Below are 15,586 nucleotides of genomic sequence, written 5' to 3'. Positions count from 1 at the left end.
GTTTCTGGTATTTTTTTTATACGACTCGGCAGCCACCCGACTCGTCCCCTATCCTCGTCGTCGGCAGCGTCAGTTGAGTAGAAGAGACAGCCGTCCCCCCTCCCCGTCCCCCCCTCGCGAACGGGCCCGCCGCCGGTTTCCGCCCGCGGCTATGCTGCTGGGCATGAGTCACGCCCCCTCCGACGTCACCGCCGCCGCCCGCCGCGCCAGGGCCGCGGCCGGTGAACTCGCCCCGCTGCCGCGCACGGCGCGCGACGCGGCGCTGACGGCCGTCGCGGACGCGCTGGAGGCCCGTTCCGCCGAGGTGATCGAGGCCAACGCCGAGGACATCGCCCGCGCCCGCGCGGCGGGGACCCCCGCCGCGATCGTGGACCGGCTCACCCTCACCCCCGCGCGCGTCGCCGCCATGGCCACCGACGTCCGCGACGTGGTCGCCCTGCCCGACCCGGTCGGCGAGGTGGTGCGCGGCTCGACCCTGCCCAACGGCCTCGAACTGCGGCAGGTGCGCGTGCCGCTCGGCGTCGTCGGCATCATCTACGAGGCCAGGCCCAACGTGACCGTGGACGCCGCCGCGCTCTGCCTGAAGTCGGGCAACGCGGTGCTGCTGCGCGGCTCCTCCTCCGCCCACGCCTCCAACGCCGCGCTGGTCGCCGTCCTGCGGGACGCCGTCGCGGGCGCCGGGCTGCCCGCCGACGCCGTGCAGCTGGTGCCGGGCGAGGGCCGCGAGTCGGTCCACGAGCTGATGCGCGCCCGCGGACTGGTCGACGTGCTGATCCCCCGCGGCGGCGCCTCGCTGATCCGGACCGTGGTGCGCGAGTCCACCGTCCCGGTCATCGAGACCGGCGTGGGCAACTGCCACGTGTACGTGGACGAGCTGGCCGACCTGGACATGGCCGTGGACATCCTGGTCAACTCCAAGGCCCAGCGCCCCAGCGTCTGCAACGCGGCCGAGACCGTGCTGGTGCACGCGGGGATCGCCGACCGCTTCCTGCCGCGCGCCCTCGCCGCGCTCACCGAGGCCGGCGTCACGGTCCACGGCGACGACGCGTGGCAGAAGGCGGGCCAGGACACGGGCACGCCGGTCGCCGCCGCGACCGACACGGACTGGGAGACCGAGTACCTGAGTCACGACATCGCGGCGGCCGTGGTGCCCTCGCTCGACGCGGCCGCGGAGCACATCAGGCGCTGGACCTCCGGCCACACCGAGGCGATCGTGACGCGGGACACGGCCGCGGCCCGCCGTTTCGTCTCGCTGATGGACTCGGCCGCCGTCATGGTGAACGCCTCGACCCGCTTCACCGACGGCGGCCAGTTCGGCTTCGGCGCGGAGATCGGCATCTCCACGCAGAAGCTGCACGCCCGCGGCCCGATGGGACTTCCGGAGCTCACCTCGACCACGTACGTGGTGACGGGAGACGGTCACACCCGGGAGTGAATTTCGGGCGACCCTCCCGTCACGGACACATTCGTCCTAGGCTGGACGCGTGCCTGACGATCTGGGGGGCTTGCCGTTCCGTGACGGCGACGGCCCCGACAGCGGAGAACGCGGGGCCGCCGACGAGGCGTTCGCCTCCGTGGTGCTCGACGACGACTTCGTGGACGCGGCCGCGATCCACGAGCCGACGGCGGCCGAACGCATCCTGTTCGCGGCGATGGAGCGCGCCGAGTCGGAGTCCGCCGCCGAGTTCGGCCTCTACTACCGCGACCCCGACAGGGAACCGGGCGGCGCCGAGGGCCTGGTGGAGTTCGGTGGCTTCGACGGCGACCTCGGGGATGATCCGGACGATCCGGACGACGAGGGCAGATTCGACCGCTCCGACTACACGCGCTATCTCCCGGACGACCTCGACGAGCACGACCTGGACGACCTGGACGACCTGGACGGACACGGCGGCTTCGACGGTCACGGTGGCTTCGACGCTCCCCACCCGTACGACGGGCCCGACGGCCATGGCGGCCATGGCGGCCACGGTCTTTCCGCGTCGCTCGGCGGCGAGCGGGGCCGCTTCCTCGGCGGTTCCCCCGGCTCGGCCGTTCCCCTGGGCCCGCTCGGTTCCGCGCAGGGCGGGTACCCGGCGGCGCCTCGCTCCTCCTCCCCGCCCCCGCCGTCGCGCGGGTCCCACTCCGGCGCGTGGGAGGCCCGTTCGCCCGGCTGGCGCCCGGCCCGCTGGCAGCGGCCCGTGGCCTGCGTGCTCGCCATGGTCATGGGCATCAGCGTGATCGCCTTCGCGCTCATAGCCGTGCAGCGCACGGGGTCCTCATCCTCCCGCGATCCGGGGCCGGGTGACGAGGAGCAGACCGTCGTGGACCGGGACCCCGCCGAGGGCGGCTCCTGAATTCCATGCCCACGAGGGCTTTTTACACTCCGTCCGGCGACCTACGCTGGAGGGGTGGCCGGGCGTGCTGACCCTCCAGAAGGTACCCCCGGGGGTGTCCCGGGAGCCGGGGACGAGGAATACCCATCGACCGTCTTCGACGAGTCGTTCATCAGAGCTGCGCGCCTCCAGGAGTTCTCCGCGCGCCAGCGGCTCGAAGATCACACCACCGCGGTCCGCACCCGGGCCCCCGAGACGGGGGGTCATCTCACCGGGCGGACGGTGCCCAAGCAGGGCATAGCCCTGGCGCTCATCATCCTGCTGGCCTTCGCCGCCGCGATCTACCTGGGTGCCAACAACCCGTACGACGTGGGCCGCGCCATGGTCGCCGACCCGCCCGCCGCCATGACGGTCGCGCTGGCCCCGGAGGGCGAGGTGCGGGGCGGCACCGACCTCGCGGCGCTCTGGGCCGACAGCCCGGCCGCGGGCTTCGGCGCCGGGGCGGGCGGCGTCGACCTGCCGGACCCCAGGGCCACGGACCACTTCACCGCCGAGCAGGTCCTCACCGCGCTGACCCTGGCCAAGGAGTACGCCGTCGCCGGCGCCCTCACGCCCGAGGTGCTGACCGGGACCACCAGCGTTCCGGTGCGGGAGTTGCTCGGCGCGGAGCAGCGGCAGCGGTTCGACGCCGCGGTGGGCGGCCAGGACCCGCAGTCGGACGCCACGGACTGGCTGGTCCGCTTCGACCCCGACGAGGCGGTGCTCGCCGACCCGCAGGTGCGCGTGGAGGGCTCGTTCACGTTCAGCGAGATCGCCGACGACGTCCTCCAGGTGAACGGGCGCCACGTCTACGTCTACGCCCTGCGCCCGGCCGGGGTGGGGGCCGCCGCCCCGGCCGCGCTGTTCACCGTGCAGCGGCAGGTGCGGCTCCAGTTCGGCGAGAAGGAGCTGCGCGACCGGCACGTCGTGCTGCGGCAGGCGGACACCGTGGCCGGGCCGATGGACTGCGCCGCGGACCGCTCGGCCGTGCTCCACCCGCTGCTGGCGGGGGAGCGGGCCTCGCAGCCCGCGTCGGAGGGCACCGACCCGTATGCGCTCGACGGTGAACGCGCGGCGCCCTGCGGGACGTTGGCCGTCAGCGACCCTCCGCGTCCCGAGGTCCACTAACGCCGCCGTCGGGCCCCGCCGGCCCCTCGCGGCCCCATGGCCCCTGTCGGCCCTCGCCGCCCTGGTATCCCTCGGGGCCGCCGTAACTCTCGCGGCTCTCGCGGCTCTCGTACCCCTCGGGACGCTCGTATCCCTCGGAGCCCTCGTATCCCTCGGGGCGCTCGGGCCGCTCGGCGTGCTCGGGGCCCGGGCCCTCGTGCTCCGGCGGTCTCTCGTTCGCCTGCGCCCTGCGGCCCGCGCCGGTGGCGAAGTCCCGCAGCCTGCCGCCCAGTTGGCCCGCGCCGCCCGCCACCTCGCTGACGAGCCGCATCAGCGGATCCTTGCCCGAGCGCACCCGCTCCGCGTAGTGCCCGGCCGACTCCCGGATCGCGTCGGTGACCGAGGCGTCCCCGTCCTCGTCGCGGTGCGGGTAGTGGCCGTCCAGGATCCGCTGGTAGTCGGGGCCCGCCGCCCAGGCGCGCAGCTGGGCGGCGCGCACGACGGCGAACGGATGGGTGCGCGGCATCACGTTGAGGATCTTGAGCACCGAGTCGCGCAGGTCGCCGCCCGCCTCGTACTCGTCGGCCTGCTCCAGGAACGCGTCGGTGTTCATCTCGCTCAGGTGGTTGCCGCCCGCGAGCTTCATCAGCGCGCGGATCGACGCCCGCGGGTCCTGCCCGGCCAGCAGCCCGGCGCGGTCCGCCGACAGCTCGGCGGTGCGGTGCCACTCGCGCAGCGCGGAGACGATGGCCATGACCGCCATGCCGCCCAGCGGGATCCAGGCGACGCGGACCGCGAGGTTCGTCAGGAAGAGCAGCAGCGTGCGGTAGACGGCGTGGCCGGAGAGGGCGTGGCCCACCTCGTGGCCGATGACCGCCCGCATCTCGTCCTCGTCCATCAGCTCCACCAGCCCGCTGGTGACCACGATGAACGGCTGGTCGAGACCCACGCACATCGCGTTCGGCCTGGGGTCCTGGGTCACGTAGAGCGCGGGGACCGCCTTCAGGTCCAGCGTGTAGCAGGCGTCGCGCAGCAGCATGTGCAGGCCGGGGAACTGGCGCTCGCTCACGCGGACCGAGTCGGAGAGGTACAGCAGCCGCAGGCTCCGCTCGGGGAGCATGCCGCTCAGCGTCTTGAGGACGGTGTCGAACCCGGCCAGCCTCCGCAGCGCCACCAGCGCCGAGCGGTCGGCCGGGTGCTCGTAGGCGCGGGACGATATGCCGGGGAATCTCCTCCATTCCCGCACTGTTGCGTCACTTCCCGCTCCCTCGGTGTGCTCCGTCATCGGGCCCTCTCGTCTGTGTTCCCGTCGGCGTCCGGCCTGGGTCCGGTCGGCGTCCGACCTGCGTCGTGAACCGCGGCGTGGCCGCTCCCGCGCCGCCCACCGCACGGTAGCGAGCGATGGGGGCAAGAGGCCATGGCATAGTCCTGCGCATACGATGGCACTGAGCCTCAGCAGTGTTTCCAGCAGTCCCGTTCCCGGATAGGTCCGCGCATGACTCAGCTCACCGCCTCGAACGCCGTCTCCGCTCTGCACACCCTCGCCGAGGAGGGAGGCCGGCACGCGAGTCTGAACCCCTACGCCATCGGCGGCGGCGCCCTCGGCGCGCTGCTCCTGCTGCTCTGGATCACCACCCGGCTGAACCGCGATCGCTGAGGCCCCTTCCATGGCTGACCGGATAGGCGCCGCGAAGCGGCGGCTCGGCGTGATGGGCGGGACGTTCGATCCCGTCCACCACGGGCACTTGGTCGCCGCGAGCGAAGTGGCCGCCCGGTTCGACCTGGACGAGGTCGTCTTCGTCCCGACCGGCCAGCCGTGGCAGAAGGGGCACCGCACGGTGTCCCCGGCCGAGGACCGTTACCTGATGACGGTGATCGCGACGGCGTCGAACCCGCAGTTCTCCGTGAGCCGGACCGACATCGACCGCGGCGGCAAGACGTACACCATCGATACGCTGCGCGACCTGCGGGCCCAACACGCGGACGCGGACCTGTTCTTCATCACCGGCGCCGACGCGCTCGCCCAGATCCTCGGGTGGCGTGACGCCCCCGAGCTGTTCTCGCTGGCGCACTTCATCGGGGTGACCCGGCCCGGACACATCCTGGCCGACCCCGGGCTGCCGGGCGGTGGCGTGTCGCTGGTGGAGGTGCCCGCGCTGTCGATCTCCTCCACCGACTGCCGGGAACGGGTCGCCCGCGGGGACCCCGTCTGGTATCTGGTGCCTGATGGCGTGGTGCGCTACATCAACAAGCGGGAGCTCTACCGGAACCCTGGCGACCCCGCGCGCTGAACGGACTGAAGGGCGGTACGGGTGAACGACCGACAGGATCCGTACGGGCAGGTCTACGGCTACGACGAGTACGGCCGCCCGCTGTACGGCTCCGCGCCGCAGCAGGACCCCCCTCAGTACCAGCGGCACCAGGAGCCTCAGCAGCGGCCTCAGCAGCCGGGGGACCCGCAGGAGCAGGGCGGCTGGCAGCGGCAGCCGGTCGCCGACCCCTACGGCTACGACTACGGAACGGGGCAGCAGCCGCCCGTTCCCCAGGACTACTCGGGTCCCCCCGGCTCCCCCGTGTACCAGGACCCTCAGGCGTACCAGGCGCCGCAGGACTATCAGGCGCCGCAGGACTACTACCAGGGATACCCCGGCCAGCCCCCGGCGCCGCACGACTACGGCACGGGTCCGCAGCCGCCGGTGACCGATTACGGGACGGGTCCTCAACCGCCGGTGACCGATTACGGGACGGGTCCGCAGGCGCCGGTGGCGGACTACGGGACGGGTCCGCAGGCGCCGGTGGCGGATTACGGGACGGGTCCGCAGCCGCCGGTGGCGGACTACGGCACCGGGCCTCAGCCGCCGGTGACCGAGCAGGCGGCGTACGGGGCGGGGCCCGCGCACGCGCCCGCGCCCGGCGTGCCGCCCCAGCGCAGGCCCCCGGGCGCGGGGGACGGCCCTCAGGGCCGGGACGACGAGGGGGACATCGACTACGAGACGGGCGAGTTCGCGTTCGTCGACGAGCAGGACGAAGAGACCGAAGACGTCATCGACTGGCTGAAGTTCAGCGAGAGCCGCACCGAGCGCCGCGAGGAGGCCAAGCGCCGCGGTCGCAGCAGGCGCAAGCTGCTGGTGATCGCGCTGGTCCTCGCGCTGGTCGGCGGCGTTGCCTTCCTCTGGACCACCGACCGGCTGCCGTTCCTGCCGGGGCCCGACTCCGCCGCGGAGGCGGGACCCGGCGCCGAGGTGCGCGACGTGATCGTGGTCCACCTGCGGCCGCTCGACTCCGAGGAGACCTCCACGGCCCTGCTGGTCGCCAACGAGACCGCGGGCACCGGCACCACCCTCCTGCTCCCCAACGAACTGGCCGTCACCCCCGACGGCGGAACCACCACGCTCGGCCAGGCCGTCAGCGAGGAGGCCGCCGGTTCGGTCCGCGACGCCATCGGCGGCCTCCTCGGCGCCGACATCAAGGGCACCTGGCGGCTGGACACCCCCTACCTGGAGAACCTGGTGGACCTCGTCGGCGGCATCACGCTGACCACGGACACGGAGATCGCGGGCGAGGAGGAGGGCGAGGGGCCGCTCGTTCCCCAGGGCGAGGACGTGCTGCTCGCGGGGCGCGCCGCCGTCGCCTACGCCACCCACCGGGCCGAGGAGGAGCCGGGAACGGCGCAGCTGGAGCGTTTCGGCCAGGTGATGCAGGCGGCGCTGGCGAAGATGCCCGACGGCGAGAGCGGCGCCACCCAGGTGGTCGAGGCGCTCGCGCAGATCACCGACCCCTCCCTGACGGAGGACGAGCTCGGCGTCAGCCTCGCCCAGCTGGCGGGGTATGCCCAGGACGACGCCTACACGACCACCGCACTGCCCGTCGAGGGGAACGGCACGCTCAGTGACGCGACCGCGGACGGCCTCGTGGTCGACGTGCTCGGCGGCACCGTCAGCAACGCGGACCCCGACGCCGCGCCGCGCATCGGCATCAGGGACGCCAGCGGCGCCGAGGCGGCGGAGACGGCGAGGATCTCGCTGGTCAACGGGGGTTTCACCGTCGTGGACAGCCGCGCGGCCGACGAGACGAGCGCCGAGTCGCGGGTGGTCTACGGGGACGAGGCCCACCAGGAGACCGCCCTCGAGGTCGCACGGACGCTGGGGCTTCCCGAGGAGGCCGTCGCCGCGGGCGAGGGCGCGGGAAATGCCGATGTGACGATCATCCTGGGCGAGGATTATGAGCAGTGAGTGTCAGCGCTCCGTGAGACCCTGAAACGACCGGAAGCACCGGAAGCACCGGATCGACCGGCGCTCGTGAACACCGCGACACCGTGAACACCGCGACACCGCGCAACCGCGACACCGAGGAGACAGCCGCACCCGTGACCGCAACGGACCGCGCCACCGAGATGGTCGAGGTCGCCGCCCAGGCCGCCGCCGACAAGCTCGCGCACGACATCATCGCCTACGACGTCAGCGACGTCCTGGCCATCACCGACGCCTTCCTCCTCGCCTCGGCCCCCAACGACCGGCAGGTGAAGGCGATCGTCGACGGCATCGAGGAGCGACTGCTCACGGAGCTCGGCGCCAAGCCGGTCCGCCGGGAGGGCGAGCGCGACGGCCGCTGGGTCCTGCTGGACTACGTCGACATCGTGGTCCACGTCCAGCACGCCGAGGAGCGCGTCTTCTACGCCCTGGAGCGGCTGTGGAAGGACTGCCCGTCCATCGAGCTGCCCGAGGACGCCAAGGCCACGCAGGGCAAGGCGGCGGCCCGGGAGAGGGAGCGCGTGGCCGACGGCGCCGTCAGGGGCGGTGAGCTCAGCTGAGCGCCCCCGGCTCCCGGCGCATCGTCCTGTGGCGGCACGGGCAGACCGCGTGGAACCTGGAGCGCCGCTTCCAGGGCACCACCGACGTCGACCTGACCGAGATCGGCCGGGCCCAGGCCAGGCGCGCGGCCCGGCTGCTCGCCACCCTGAACCCGCACGCGATCATCTGCTCCGACCTGCGGCGCACCGTGGACACGGCCGCCGAGCTCGCCGCCGTCACCGGCCTGTCCGTCAGCTATGACGAGGCCCTGCGCGAGACGTACGCCGGCGCCTGGCAGGGGCTGACGCACGAGGAGATCCAGGCCAGTTTCGGCGAGGAGTACGCCGCGTGGAAGCGCGGCGAGCCCGTCCGCAGGGGCGGCGGCGAGCTGGAGACCGAGGTCGCCGACCGCGCCGCGCCGCTGGTCGAGCGGGCCGTGGAGAAGCTGCCCGCGGACGGCGTGCTCGTGGTCGTCAGCCACGGCGGCGCCATCCGCACCACCATCGGCCGCCTGCTCGGCCTGCCCCCGGTGAGCTGGGAGGCGCTGGGCGGCCTGTCGAACTGCGCCTGGTCCGTGCTGGGCGAGGGGGCGCGCGGCTGGCGGCTGACGGAGCACAACGCGGGCTCGCTGCCCGAGCCGGTTCTCGGCGACGACGTCTGACGGGCCGGGCCCGTGACCGCCGGGCCCACGCCCCGGCCCCCGGCCCGGCCGTTCCGTTCTCCTCCGGTCAGGGCGCCAGGGCCCGCCGGGCCTCCTCGCAGACCGCCTCGATGCCGCGGCGGCTCTCCTCGTCACCCGGGACGTAGACGACCATGCGGCTGTCGGGTATCCCGTTGATGGTCATGGACGTCGACCGCAGCCTGACCTGGCCCACCAGCGGATGCCGGAACGTCTTGACCCGCGGCCCCGGCGGCACCACGTCCCCGCTCGACCACATCGCCGCGAACTCCGGGCTGCGCTCGGCCAGATCGCGGATGAATTCCTCCCACACCGGCTCGCCGACGTGCGCGCCGTAGGAGGAGCGCAGGGTCGCCACCATCACCTTCAGCTCCGACTCGCGGAAGACCAGCGGGCAGCCCTCGACGGGACCGCCGAACAGCAGGCGGAGGGCGTTCCGTTCGGCCGGGGGCACGTGGTGGATGTCGGGGAACAGCGCCCAGTAGGTCGCGTTCGCCCCCAGCGCGTCGTACCGCGGATTGAAGATCACGGCGGGCAGCGGGTCGAGGGCGTCGAGCACCGCCCGGACGTCCTCGCTCACCCCGCGCTCCGGCCCGTCCTCGCCGTCCCGGTCGGGGGCGAGCGGCACCTCGGCCAGGTGGTACAGGTGCTCGCGTTCCGCCGCGTCGAGCCGCAGCGTCCTGGCCACCGCGTCCAGCACCTGGGCGCTGGCGTTGATCGGCCGACCCTGTTCCAGCCACGTGTACCAGGTGACCCCCACGCCCGCGAGCTGCGCGACCTCCTCGCGGCGCAGCCCCGGCGTCCGCCGCCGGAGCCCGGCCGGGAGCCCCAGGTCGGCGGGGGCGATCCGCGCCCGGCGGCTGCGCAGGAAGGCGGCCAGCTGCGGCCTGCGCCGCTCCGACCGGTGGCCGCGTGCCACGGTCGCCATGCTCATCCTCCCAGTCTGCCCCTGGCCGCGGGCCGCCCGGAGGCCGCCGACGGGTGCTGTCGGTACCAGTATCAACGGGCTCTCGTCGGCGGCACCGCGGCGGGCGGAGCCTGGACCCATGACCACCACCACGACGCTCACGGCGCGCCCGCCGACCGCGGGAGCCACCGGGGCGAGGCGCCGGGGGCGGCTGCTCGCCACCGTGCTGACCGGGCAGTTCATGGCGCTGCTCGACGTCTTCATCGTCAATGTCGCGGCGCCGACCATCAGGACCGACCTGGGCGCCTCCGACGGCGCGCTCCAACTCGTTCTCGCCGGTTACACCATCTCCTACGCGGTCCTCCTGATCACCGGCGCTCGTCTCGGCGGGCGGTACGGGCACGGTCGCCTCTTCCTCGGCGGGCTCGCGCTGTTCACCGCGGCCTCGCTGGCCTGCGGGCTGGCCGCCACGAGCGGGCAGCTGATCACGTTCCGCTTCGTCCAGGGCGCGGGAGCCGCGCTGATGCTGCCGCAGGTGCTGAGCCTGATCCAGCGCACGTTCCAGGGGCAGGAACGGGCGCGGGCGCTGACGATGTTCGCGATGGTGCTGGCCACCGGTGCCGCGGCGGGGCAGGTGGTGGGCGGGGTGCTGATCCAGGCCGACCTGTTCGGCTGGGGCTGGCGGCCGGTCTTCCTGGTCAACGTGCCCATCGGCCTCGCCCTCCTCGCGGTCGGCGCGCGGGCCATCCCGCTCGACCGGCCCGCCGGCGCGGAACGGGCGCGCGGCCTCGACCTCCCGGGCCTCACGATGATGACGGCCGCGGTGCTCACGCTGACGGTGCCGCTGGTGCTGGGGCGGGAGGAGGGCTGGCCGCTGTGGTGCTGGCTGTCCTTCGGCGCCAGCGCGGCGCTGCTGGCGTCCTTCGTGCGGTACGAGGCCCGGCTGGCGCGGCGCGGAGGGGCGCCGCTGCTGTCGCCGCGGGTGCTGCGCAGCCCGGGGATGCCGCTGGCCGCCGTCCGGATCTTCCTGTCGATGGCGATCAACGGGGGCGTGCTGTTCACCCTGTCCCTGCACCTCCAGGGGCCGGTGGAGGCGGAGGGGCTGGGCTATGGCGCCCTGCGCACCGGGCTGATGTTCATACCGACGGCGGTCGCGTTCGGGGCGGCCTCGCTGTTGTGGCGGAGACTGCCCGCGAGCCGGCACGGGGGGCTCGTGCCGTTGGGCTTCACGCTCTCCGCGGCGGCGGTGCTGTGGATGGGGCTGGCGATGCGGGGCGGCGACGGGGGATGGGCGGCGCTGACGGGCCCGTTCCTCCTCAACGGCCTGGGGCTGGCGCTCGCCTACGGCCCCGTCCTGACGCGGGCGCTGGCGCTGGTGGCCCCGGAGGACGCGGGCGACGCGAGCGGCGTGACCGCGATGATGTCCCAACTCGGCCTGCTGGTGGGCATCGCGGCGCTGGGAACGCTCTTCCTCAACCGCGCCGAGAGCCGGCTGTCGACGGCCGAGGGGCTGTGGGCGACGATGCTCGCGCTGTGCGCCGTGGGCGCCGCGGGCGCGGTGGCGGGCGCCGTCTCGGGAGGCGTGAGGCGGCTGCGGGCGCGCTGACCGTCGTTGGCGGGGGGCGTTGACGAAGCGCCGCCCGGTCGCTGTCCGGAATCGACCGGCGACGATCGAGGTGGACCCGCTGTGTATCGATCCCGTCTCCCTTCGTGTGGAGACGGGATCGGTGGGCTTATCGGGCCGCCGGTGACGTGGCAGAATCGGAGCTACGTCGGGAGCGGGAGCCCCGGCCGACGTCACCCGGCTCGACGGAGGGGTATGCCACGTGTGCACAGCCCGCGACCGAGAGTGGAGCTGACCGCGCATGGGTGCCCACAGCCGAAAGTGTGACTGGTGCGGTGCGGGCACGCCCATCGTCCGCGACCTCCAGCCGGTCAATGTCGCCTACCAGTACTGGTGCGTGGAGTGCGCGCGGGCGCTGATCATCAAGGGCGACCCCATCGAGGTCTACCGCGAGCTGGAGGGCGAACCGATCTACGGCCGCCTCCTCGACGAGCACTGCGCGCTGAAGCGTTTCTACTCCTTCGCGAGCGTCTGACCCCGCCTCCCACCACCCCAAACCAATTTGGCAAACGCCCCCGGCCCCCGTGTAGAGTAGGCGTCGCCGCCAAGGAAACCCCGAGGCGGACCAGCCAGGGGCTATAGCTCAGTTGGTAGAGCGCTTGCATGGCATGCAAGAGGTCAGGAGTTCAATTCTCCTTAGCTCCACAGGTCAGAGGCCGTCTCCCGTGAGGGAGGCGGCCTCTGTGGTGTGGGTGAGCGACTATCTGAGTGACTACCGATCCTGTTTCGCGGTGAAGATGCGGTCTATGACCACCGCGCCGGTCTGGACGACGGGTCGGATCTGCTTTCGATAGATCCTCTCTGTGGTGGATGTGCTGCTGTGGCCGACGAGGGGGGCGATCTTGTCGGTGGTGATGCCGTCGTCGGAGAGGACGGAGACGAAGGTGGGTCGCCCCTCGCGCGGTGTCCACTCCGCGGGGTCGATGCCGTCGATGGTGGCGAGGGCGCGCCGGAAGGCGCGGCGGACGTTGGCGGCGTCCATGGGGGTGCCGGCGGTGGTGGTGAAGACGAGCCCGGTGTCCCGCCAGGTGAGTCCGGCGTTCTTGTATTCGCGTCGCTGTCGGGTGCGGTGGGTGGTGAGGGCGGTGACGCAGCGGGCGGGCAGGGCGAGGGTTCTGCGGGATCGGTGGGTCTTGGTGTCTCCGGTGCGGCGCACGGAGCGCCGGACGGCGATGTGGGGCGGGATGGGTGGTTCTGCTTGGGGGTTTCCTTCGAGGTCGACGTTGTCCCAGGTGAGGGCGCGGAGTTCTTCGGTGCGTGCGCCGGTGAGGAGGGAGAGGACGAGGTAGGCGTGGAGCCGGTCGTTGCGGGTGGCGTCGAGGATGGCGGCGGTCTGGGCGCGGGTGAACGCCTTGGAGGGGCGGCCGGGTTGTCCTGGTGGGACGGTGCAGAGGGTGACGACGTTGCGGGTGGCCTTGCCGCGGATGAGGGCGCGTTGGGCGGAGCGGTTGAGGCAGGAGTGGATGGCTTTGAGGGTGCGGGTGCTGAGCTTTTTCGCCTTGGCGGCCAGCCATGCCTCGATGTGGTCGATGGTGAGGTCGTTGAGTTCGATGTCGCCGAGGGTGGGGATGATGTGGGTGTTGCTCAGGGTGCGGTAGTTCTTGACGGTGGCGGGGTCCTTGTCGGCGAGGCCGTGGTCGAGCCAGTTGGTCACGGCCTGTTCGACGGTGCAGTCGGCGGGGTCCTCGTGCTCGGCGGTGGGTGTGTCGCTGCTGGCGAGTAGTTCTTTGAGTTTGGTCTTGGCTTCGGTCTTGGTGCGTCCGCTGGCGCGTTTGGTGTTGCGTGTGCCGTCCGGGTGGTGGCCGAGGCTGGCGGTGGCGATCCAGCGTTTGCGGGCCTCGTTCCAGTGGAGCCCGCCGTCGCCTCTGCTGCGGCGGGTGGTCACGTTGCCTGTCCTGCCTCGTGCTCCAGGAGGTGGATGTACTCGTTGAGGGCGGTGGCGGGGATGCGGCGGGCTCGGCCTTGGGTGACGGTGCGGAGGCGGCCGGTGCGGATGAGGTCGTAGATGTTGCTGCGGCTGAGGTTGAGGAGGGTGACGGCGTCGGTGATGCGGTAGAGGCGGGGTTCGCCGGTCGTTGTGGTGTGGGTGGCGCAGTGGACGGTGTTGGTCTCGCGCGCGCCGTCGGGGAGTCGGCGTCCGGTGGTGACGGCCACGACGGGGAAGTCGCCGCAGTTAGGGCAGGGCGGTGCGGGGGTGGGTGACTGGGGCATGATGGTGCGTGCCTCTCGGATCGTCACGGTTCGGGTGGGTGTGGCCCGCCGGACGGCGTGATGCTTGGCGGTATCGGAGCCGTCCGGGGGGCCGGTCAGCGGCGGTTGTCGCTGAGGTTGTGCGGATGGACTGTTCACATACGTTTACGACTGTAGGGATCGCTGACGGGCGTTCGCTGAGCGCGGGCGGCGGTTTCGCCAACTTCGCCCGGGTGGCTCGTAAACATGTGTTTATTCGCTCGGCATGGCTGTGCTCATCCGGCCGCGCCTGGTGGGAGGCGGGGTGGCGAGGCGGCCTGCATCGTTGAGCAGTGCGCGGGCGTTGACCCAGGAGATCCCGAGCTGGGAGGCGACCCAGTTGGGGCTGAGCTTCGCGTGCTGGGGGGCCAGTACGCGTACTTCCCGGAGTAGTTGCTCCCGCGTCCGGCGGCCCTGCCTTTTGCGCTGGTACGTGCGCGGGGGAGCGTCCGGTTCGGGGGTGTCGCTTTCGCGGGCTGGTGCTGGTGCCGGCTCGGGTGTGTCGGCGGTGGCCTCGGGGTCCGGTGCGGGGATCGCGGCCCGCATTGGTTGTGGGTGCTCGTCGGTCCGGCCGTTGGCGATTTCGACTCCGCGGTCCATGAGGGCGGCGACCAGCGCCCAACCGCCGCCGCAGGCGATCGCGGCCACGATCATCGTGCCGATCGCGTCGGCCTGCTCGCCGTAGTGGATGTGCGCGCCGATCTCGACTCCGTATCCGGCGACGGCGGCGGCTGCTCCCGACACCAGGATCCAGGTGCGGCGCAGCACGGAGTTGAGCACCATGGTCACCTCGCCCACGATGATGAACGCCTGGACGGCGACGGGCACCGCCCACATCACGCCCGGTGTCGCGCCGGGGTGGTCGAGGTAGGCGTGCATCGCCATGACGTTCACCGCGCCGGTCCAGATGGAGATGGTGGTGAGGGTGACGAGGACGAGCGGCAGGAACGCGGTGAACGCGGTGGCCGCGATGACGGCGGCCTGGCCGCGTACCCGGTCCTCCACGGACGGCGGCCCGGAGGCGGGCGCCGTCACCGCCCGCCTTCCGTTGTGGTGCTGATGTGCGTATCGGCGGTGAGGGTGGGGTGGGGCATCGTCCGACCTCCGTGTCTTGTGACTGCCGAAGTGACTCTCCGACTACACAGAGTATCGCGCAACATGCATATGTTGCGCAACTTTAGAGTCCCGTACGATGTCGCCCATGTCGAAGGGGACCTCTGCGGAGGACGGACGCCTGCCGCGGACCGTACGGATGAAGTCCGCGGATCTGCGGAAGAACATCGTGAAGGTGATGGGCCGAGTCCAGTACGGCCGCGAACATATCCAGGCCGTGCGCTACCAGGACCCCCAGGCGGTCATCGTCCCGGTTGACTGGTACGAGCAGGCCTGCCGAGCCATGGGTGAGGAAGTCCGTCTCCCCACGGGAGACGACGACCCCGACAGCACTCCGCGATAACGCACCCTCCCACCGCCAGGACAACGCGAGCCTTCTGCGCGCCCCGGGCCTATCCGTCAACAAGCGCCGAGGCCGCGCCGCGGCTTCTGGTGCCTGGGAACGACAGATCTTGAGCGCCGCAAGACCCGATCCAACTATCGAGCACCCCCGCCCGCGCGGGGAGAACTCGAGGTTCCGCCCTACCGCGCGCTCGCTCTCCGGAAGACCCCCGCTCGCGCGGGGAGAACCCTTACTGACCTGGGGTGTTAGAGGTGCTTTGCCAATTCGTTATCGGTGATGTTATGCGGTGGTGGCCTCTCTTTGGCATCTGTCGGTGCTCTCAGAGGGCGTTTGAAGTAGGCAGATTGCCGCTTATGCCCTAGTAGGTGCCTCGCCAGGTTGGTGTGGTCTCGCCTGTTATGCGCTTGGTAAGGTTGTCGATCGACGCGATGTGGATCATG

The 15,586-nt window shown here is 72.1% G+C and carries 16 protein-coding genes and 1 tRNA gene; 12 read left to right on the top strand and 5 right to left on the bottom strand.

Features of this window, described 5'->3' with window-relative positions; translation table 11 throughout:
* Nucleotides 1-163: 163 nt before the first annotated feature.
* The 3 genes from ADY01_RS20950 to ADY01_RS20940 are packed head-to-tail and all read left to right on the top strand — an operon-like array spanning nucleotide 164 to nucleotide 3,482.
* Nucleotides 164-1,435, top strand: coding sequence for a glutamate-5-semialdehyde dehydrogenase (locus ADY01_RS20950; protein ID WP_049575814.1), 1,272 nt, complete (start codon nucleotides 164-166; stop codon nucleotides 1,433-1,435).
* Nucleotides 1,436-1,484: 49 nt separating this feature from the next.
* Entirely contained in the window at nucleotides 1,485-2,336 is an 852-nt protein-coding gene (locus tag ADY01_RS41610) for a hypothetical protein (protein WP_159001326.1), read from the top strand.
* Between the two features lie 54 nt (nucleotides 2,337-2,390).
* A complete protein-coding gene (locus ADY01_RS20940) occupies nucleotides 2,391-3,482 on the top strand; it encodes a hypothetical protein (protein ID WP_049575796.1) in 1,092 nt (363 codons plus the stop codon).
* Here the strand turns inward: ADY01_RS20940 and ADY01_RS20935 are convergent.
* Nucleotides 3,451-4,746, bottom strand: a complete 1,296-nt coding sequence (locus ADY01_RS20935) for a M48 family metallopeptidase (protein ID WP_078900461.1) — start codon at nucleotides 4,744-4,746, stop codon at nucleotides 3,451-3,453. The two genes, ADY01_RS20940 and ADY01_RS20935, sit on opposite strands and share 32 nt — an antisense overlap.
* 210 nt (nucleotides 4,747-4,956) lie before the next feature.
* Between ADY01_RS20935 and ADY01_RS39855 the strand changes: the two genes are divergently transcribed.
* The 5 genes from ADY01_RS39855 (at nucleotide 4,957) to ADY01_RS20915 (ending at nucleotide 8,912) form a co-directional block, all read left to right on the top strand.
* Nucleotides 4,957-5,118, top strand: coding sequence for a hypothetical protein (locus tag ADY01_RS39855; RefSeq protein WP_199826275.1), 162 nt, complete (start codon nucleotides 4,957-4,959; stop codon nucleotides 5,116-5,118).
* A 10-nt stretch (nucleotides 5,119-5,128) separates the two neighbouring features.
* Nucleotides 5,129-5,752 carry a nicotinate-nucleotide adenylyltransferase gene (nadD, locus tag ADY01_RS20930; RefSeq protein WP_049575792.1) on the top strand — a complete coding sequence of 208 codons (624 nt, stop codon included), beginning with the start codon at nucleotides 5,129-5,131 and terminating at the stop codon, nucleotides 5,750-5,752.
* A gap of 21 nt (nucleotides 5,753-5,773) precedes the next feature.
* A complete protein-coding gene (locus tag ADY01_RS20925; RefSeq protein WP_049575789.1) occupies nucleotides 5,774-7,693 on the top strand; it encodes an LCP family protein in 1,920 nt (639 codons plus the stop codon).
* A 134-nt stretch (nucleotides 7,694-7,827) separates the two neighbouring features.
* On the top strand, nucleotides 7,828-8,271 hold the full coding sequence (rsfS, locus tag ADY01_RS20920) for a ribosome silencing factor (RefSeq protein ID WP_049575806.1): 444 nt from the start codon (nucleotides 7,828-7,830) through the stop codon (nucleotides 8,269-8,271).
* The gene (locus tag ADY01_RS20915) at nucleotides 8,268-8,912 is read left to right on the top strand and encodes a histidine phosphatase family protein (protein ID WP_049575786.1); all 645 of its coding nucleotides are present in this window, start codon (nucleotides 8,268-8,270) and stop codon (nucleotides 8,910-8,912) included. Before rsfS ends, ADY01_RS20915 begins: the two co-directional genes overlap by 4 nt.
* Nucleotides 8,913-8,979: 67 nt before the next feature.
* Here ADY01_RS20915 and ADY01_RS20910 read toward each other — a convergent pair whose 3' ends face one another.
* Nucleotides 8,980-9,858: a helix-turn-helix transcriptional regulator gene (locus ADY01_RS20910; protein ID WP_049575803.1), complete on the bottom strand. Its 879-nt coding sequence runs from the start codon at nucleotides 9,856-9,858 to the stop codon at nucleotides 8,980-8,982.
* Nucleotides 9,859-9,976: 118 nt separating this feature from the next.
* Between ADY01_RS20910 and ADY01_RS20905 the strand changes: the two genes are divergently transcribed.
* The 3 genes from ADY01_RS20905 (at nucleotide 9,977) to ADY01_RS20895 (ending at nucleotide 12,106) form a co-directional block, all read left to right on the top strand.
* On the top strand, nucleotides 9,977-11,443 hold the full coding sequence (locus ADY01_RS20905; protein WP_078900460.1) for an MFS transporter: 1,467 nt from the start codon (nucleotides 9,977-9,979) through the stop codon (nucleotides 11,441-11,443).
* 259 nt (nucleotides 11,444-11,702) lie between these two features.
* Nucleotides 11,703-11,936, top strand: a complete 234-nt coding sequence (locus tag ADY01_RS20900) for a hypothetical protein (RefSeq protein ID WP_049575784.1) — start codon at nucleotides 11,703-11,705, stop codon at nucleotides 11,934-11,936.
* 97 nt (nucleotides 11,937-12,033) lie between these two features.
* Nucleotides 12,034-12,106: transfer RNA gene (locus tag ADY01_RS20895), tRNA-Ala, on the top strand.
* Nucleotides 12,107-12,173: 67 nt separating this feature from the next.
* On the opposite strand, the gene ADY01_RS20890 is transcribed toward ADY01_RS20895, so the two are convergent.
* The 3 genes from ADY01_RS20890 to ADY01_RS20880 all read right to left on the bottom strand — a co-directional run bounded on the left by ADY01_RS20890 (nucleotide 12,174) and on the right by ADY01_RS20880 (nucleotide 14,725).
* On the bottom strand, nucleotides 12,174-13,346 hold the full coding sequence (locus ADY01_RS20890) for a site-specific integrase (protein WP_049575781.1): 1,173 nt from the start codon (nucleotides 13,344-13,346) through the stop codon (nucleotides 12,174-12,176).
* On the bottom strand, nucleotides 13,343-13,615 hold the full coding sequence (locus ADY01_RS41605) for a helix-turn-helix domain-containing protein (RefSeq protein WP_049575779.1): 273 nt from the start codon (nucleotides 13,613-13,615) through the stop codon (nucleotides 13,343-13,345). Before ADY01_RS41605 ends, ADY01_RS20890 begins: the two co-directional genes overlap by 4 nt.
* A 288-nt stretch (nucleotides 13,616-13,903) precedes the next feature.
* Complete coding sequence (locus tag ADY01_RS20880; RefSeq protein WP_049575776.1) at nucleotides 13,904-14,725, bottom strand: hypothetical protein; 822 nt, start codon at nucleotides 14,723-14,725, stop codon at nucleotides 13,904-13,906.
* Between the two features lie 166 nt (nucleotides 14,726-14,891).
* Here ADY01_RS20880 and ADY01_RS20875 point away from each other — a divergent pair, with 166 nt between their 5' ends.
* Nucleotides 14,892-15,146 (top strand): hypothetical protein, encoded by a 255-nt coding sequence (locus tag ADY01_RS20875; RefSeq protein WP_159001324.1) that lies wholly within the window; start codon nucleotides 14,892-14,894, stop codon nucleotides 15,144-15,146.
* Nucleotides 15,147-15,586: the final 440 nt, after the last annotated feature.

The sequence above is a fragment of the Streptomyces sp. SBT349 genome, assembly GCF_001083795.1.
Lineage (GTDB): Bacteria > Actinomycetota > Actinomycetes > Streptomycetales > Streptomycetaceae > Streptomyces.
Note: the sequence above shows the minus strand (reverse complement) of the source record. Positions and strands in the feature narration are given on the sequence as shown.

Excerpts from the sequence above, each read along its gene's own strand:
- ADY01_RS20950 (WP_049575814.1), top strand. The coding sequence starts at position 164 with ATGAGTCACGCCCCCTCCGACGTCACCGCCGCCGCCCGCCGCGCCAGG.
- ADY01_RS39855 (WP_199826275.1), top strand. The coding sequence starts at position 4,957 with ATGACTCAGCTCACCGCCTCGAACGCCGTCTCCGCTCTGCACACCCTC.
- ADY01_RS20910 (WP_049575803.1), bottom strand. The coding sequence starts at position 9,858 with ATGGCGACCGTGGCACGCGGCCACCGGTCGGAGCGGCGCAGGCCGCAG.
- ADY01_RS20905 (WP_078900460.1), top strand. The coding sequence starts at position 9,977 with ATGACCACCACCACGACGCTCACGGCGCGCCCGCCGACCGCGGGAGCC.
- ADY01_RS20935 (WP_078900461.1), bottom strand. The coding sequence starts at position 4,746 with ATGACGGAGCACACCGAGGGAGCGGGAAGTGACGCAACAGTGCGGGAA.
- ADY01_RS20875 (WP_159001324.1), top strand. The coding sequence starts at position 14,892 with ATGTCGAAGGGGACCTCTGCGGAGGACGGACGCCTGCCGCGGACCGTA.
- ADY01_RS20900 (WP_049575784.1), top strand. The coding sequence starts at position 11,703 with ATGGGTGCCCACAGCCGAAAGTGTGACTGGTGCGGTGCGGGCACGCCC.
- nadD (WP_049575792.1), top strand. The coding sequence starts at position 5,129 with ATGGCTGACCGGATAGGCGCCGCGAAGCGGCGGCTCGGCGTGATGGGC.